The organism is Elstera litoralis, from assembly GCF_000963705.1.
Taxonomy (GTDB): Bacteria; Pseudomonadota; Alphaproteobacteria; order Elsterales; family Elsteraceae; genus Elstera; species Elstera litoralis.
Genome location: NZ_LAJY01000640.1, coordinates 1 through 3,125 on the forward strand (window position 1 = coordinate 1; position 3,125 = coordinate 3,125).

Genomic DNA, 3,125 nt, shown 5'->3' on the forward strand with positions numbered 1-3,125 from the left:
CCGTCACTCGGCGCGGCTCTCTGGTTCTGGCCGCGCCGCGCGATCAGGGCGAGTTGCCGCGTTTTTGCGGCAATCCCAGGGCGGAACGGCGGTTGAGGGGGCGGCGCTGGCCGCCCTCGAACCCGCTTTGTCTGATAAACATACGCAGGGGATTTTCTATCCCGACGAAGCGCATCTCGATCCGCGAGAAGCCCTATCGATCTTAGCCGCGCGCGCTGGCGTGCAATGGGGACGAACCGGGGCGACCAACGATCTGACCGGCATCGAGTATCTCATCGACGCGCGGGGCATTGCCGCTCGCTCGGACCTCACCGATCTGCGCGGGGTGCGCGGTGAAATGCTGGTGTTGCGCTGCCCAGACGTTGAAATGACCAGGCCCGTGCGCCTCATTCATCCGCGCTTTCCTTGCTATTTGGTGCCGCGCGGGCAGGGGGTTTATATGCTGGGCGCGACGATGGTCGAGAGCGATGATCGGAAGCCAATCACCGCCCGCGCTGCGCTCGATCTGCTGTCGGCGCTGTGGGCGATCCATCCCGGTTTTGCCGAGGCCGAGATTTTGGAAACGGGCGCGCAGGTGCGCCCGGCGTTTCCTGATAATATCCCGCAGATGCGCCGCGCGGGCCGCGTAATTCGGGTAAACGGGGCCTATCGTCATGGCTTCCTCCTTGCCCCCTATCTGGCGCGGCAGGTCGCGGCGTTGGTGCAGGAGGAGGTTAGGGCATGCGCTTGATCGTGAATGGCGAGGCGGGCGATTGGCTCGTTACCAATTTAGACGAACTTGTCGTGGCCTATCTTGCCCAAACCGGGGCCGACCCCGACGCGGCGGTGGCGACGGCCTGGAATCGGCTGTTCGTTGCTAAGCGGGCGCGCGCGGCCCTGCTGTTGAGCGCGGGCGACGAAGTGGAAATTCTCATTCCCATGCAAGGGGGCTGACCGATGCGCCTCTACGAGACCGATTTTTCCAGCCGCCTAATGCTGGGCACCGCGCTCTATGCCTCGCCCAGTGTGATGGCCGAGGCGGTGCGGGCGGCAAAACCGGCGCTGCTGACCGTTTCCTTGCGCCGGGAAGGCGCGGGCGGGCAGGGGTTCTGGCCGTTGCTGCAAGCGCTTTGTGCCGAAACTGGCGCACGGCTGCTGCCCAATACCGCTGGCTGTTACACGGCGCGGGAAGCGATCACCACCGCACAAATGGCGCGCGAACTGTTCGAAACCGAGTGGCTAAAGCTGGAAGTCATCGCCGACCCGGAAACGCTTCAGCCCGACCCATTTGGTCTTGTTGAAGCGGCAAAGGCACTGAGTGCCGACGGGTTCAAGATTCTGCCCTATTGTACCGAAGACCTTTCGGTGGCCGAAAAGCTCCTCGCGGCGGGGTGCAAGGTGTTGATGCCCTGGGGCGCGCCCATCGGCTCGGCGCGCGGGTTGAATAATGTCTACGGTCTACGGACCTTGCGGGCGCGCTTCCCGGAGGTGCCCTTGATCGTCGATGCCGGGCTGGGGCTGCGTCCCACGCGGCCCAAGCAATGGAACTCGGCTATGACGGCGTGCTTCTGAATACTGCCATCGCCAAGGCCGATGATCCCGTTGGAATGGCGCGCGCCTTTGCGCTGGCGGTGGAAGCGGGTCGGGCCGGGTATCGCGCCGGGCCGATGGCGCGCGCGACATGGCCGTGCCCTCAACGCCTAGCTTCGGCCTTGCGGCTTTGTGAGGCGCGGATGGACCGTTTTTACCCGATCATCGACCGTGCCGATTGGCTGCCCCGGCTTCTGCCTTGCGGCGTGCGCTTCGTGCAACTGCGGATGAAAGACCAACCGGAGACGGGTTTGCGTGCTGAAATCGCCCGCGCCCGCGATCTTTGTGCGGCGGCGGGGGCGATCCTGGTGGTGAATGATTATTGGCAACTCGCTATCGATCTGCGCTGCGATTGGCTCCACCTCGGTCAAGAAGATCTGGTGGAGGCCGATTTGTCCGCGATCCGCAAGGCTGGGCTGAAGCTCGGCGTCAGCACCCATAGCGATGACGAGTTGGAAACCGCACTCACCGCCCGGCCTGATTATATCGCCCTCGGTCCGGTCTATCCGACGACGCTCAAGAAAATGCCCTGGGCTCCCCAGGGCGTGCCGCGTGTGAGCGAATGGAAGCGGCGTCTCGGGGCGATTCCGCTGGTTGCCATCGGCGGATTAACGCTAGAACGGGCCGCGCCGGTCTATGCGGCGGGGGCGGATGCGATTGCGGTGGTCTCGGACGTGCTGAAAGCGCCCAATCCCGAAGCGCGCGCACACGAATGGGTGAGGGCAACGCGATGAGCGAGGATCGGTACAGCCGCCAAACGGCGGTTCCCCAAGTGGGCGACGATGGGCAGGCGAAGCTTGCGGCGGCGCGCGTGCTCGTGGTCGGCGTCGGCGGGCTCGGGTGTCCGGCCTTGCTTTATCTCGCCGGGGCGGGGATCGGGCGGTTGCGCCTTGTCGATGCCGATAGAGTCTCGGAAAGCAATCTGCATCGGCAAACCCTCTTCGCCCAGGCCGATATCGGGCGGTTTAAGGTCGAGGCGGCGGCGGAACGCCTATCGGGCCTCAATCCGACCCTCGTTTACGAGCCGCACGCCCTCGCCCTGACCGATGCGCGCGCCGACGCGCTGTTGGCGGGGTGCGACGTGGTGCTGGATGCCGCCGATTCCTATCTCGTGTCTTGCGCGCTGTCGGACGCCTGTACCCGCGCCGGGGTTCCGCTGGTGTCGGCGTCGATCCTGGGGATGGAAGGCAGTATCGGCGTGTTCTGCGATAAGGCCCCCGGCTATCGCGCGGTCTTTCCGGAGTTCCCCGCGCCCACCTCCTGCGCCAGTGCCGGGGTGCTCGGCCCCGCCGTCGGGATGCTCGGCGCGTGGATGGCGCAATTGGCGCTGCATCTCCTCATCGAATATCCGCCGGAGCCGCGCGGGCGGCTGTGGCGGGCCGATTTGGGCGCGGGGCGGTTCGTGCCGATTTCCTTTATTGGGGCCAGCGAGGAAGGCTTGCCGCCGCGCCCGCTACTGCTGTCGCCCGAGGATATTCTACCCTCCGATCTGGTCGTTGATTTACGCTCAGAGGCAGAACGGGAAGCGCTCGCCTGTACCGGGGCGGTTGCGGCAA

The 3,125-nt window shown here is 65.4% G+C and carries 4 protein-coding genes and 1 pseudogene; all 5 read left to right on the forward strand.

The genetic code is table 11. The features are described from left to right. On the forward strand, positions 1-730 hold a 730-nt coding region (locus tag VZ95_RS18530), incomplete at its 5' end, for an FAD-dependent oxidoreductase (RefSeq protein ID WP_232302749.1). Then, the gene (thiS, locus tag VZ95_RS18535; RefSeq protein WP_045777179.1) at positions 721-933 is read left to right on the forward strand and encodes a sulfur carrier protein ThiS; all 213 of its coding nucleotides are present in this window, start codon (positions 721-723) and stop codon (positions 931-933) included. The genes VZ95_RS18530 and thiS, both read left to right, overlap by 10 nt. A 39-nt stretch (positions 934-972) precedes the next feature. After that, a pseudogene (locus VZ95_RS18540) lies at positions 973-1,598 on the forward strand (thiazole synthase); the annotation flags it as partial. A gap of 114 nt (positions 1,599-1,712) precedes the next feature. Then, complete coding sequence (locus tag VZ95_RS18545) at positions 1,713-2,303, forward strand: thiamine phosphate synthase (protein ID WP_045777180.1); 591 nt, start codon at positions 1,713-1,715, stop codon at positions 2,301-2,303. Next, positions 2,300-3,125 (forward strand): HesA/MoeB/ThiF family protein (locus VZ95_RS18550; protein ID WP_198148396.1); only part of this gene is annotated, 826 nt, incomplete at its 3' end. The genes VZ95_RS18545 and VZ95_RS18550, both read left to right, overlap by 4 nt.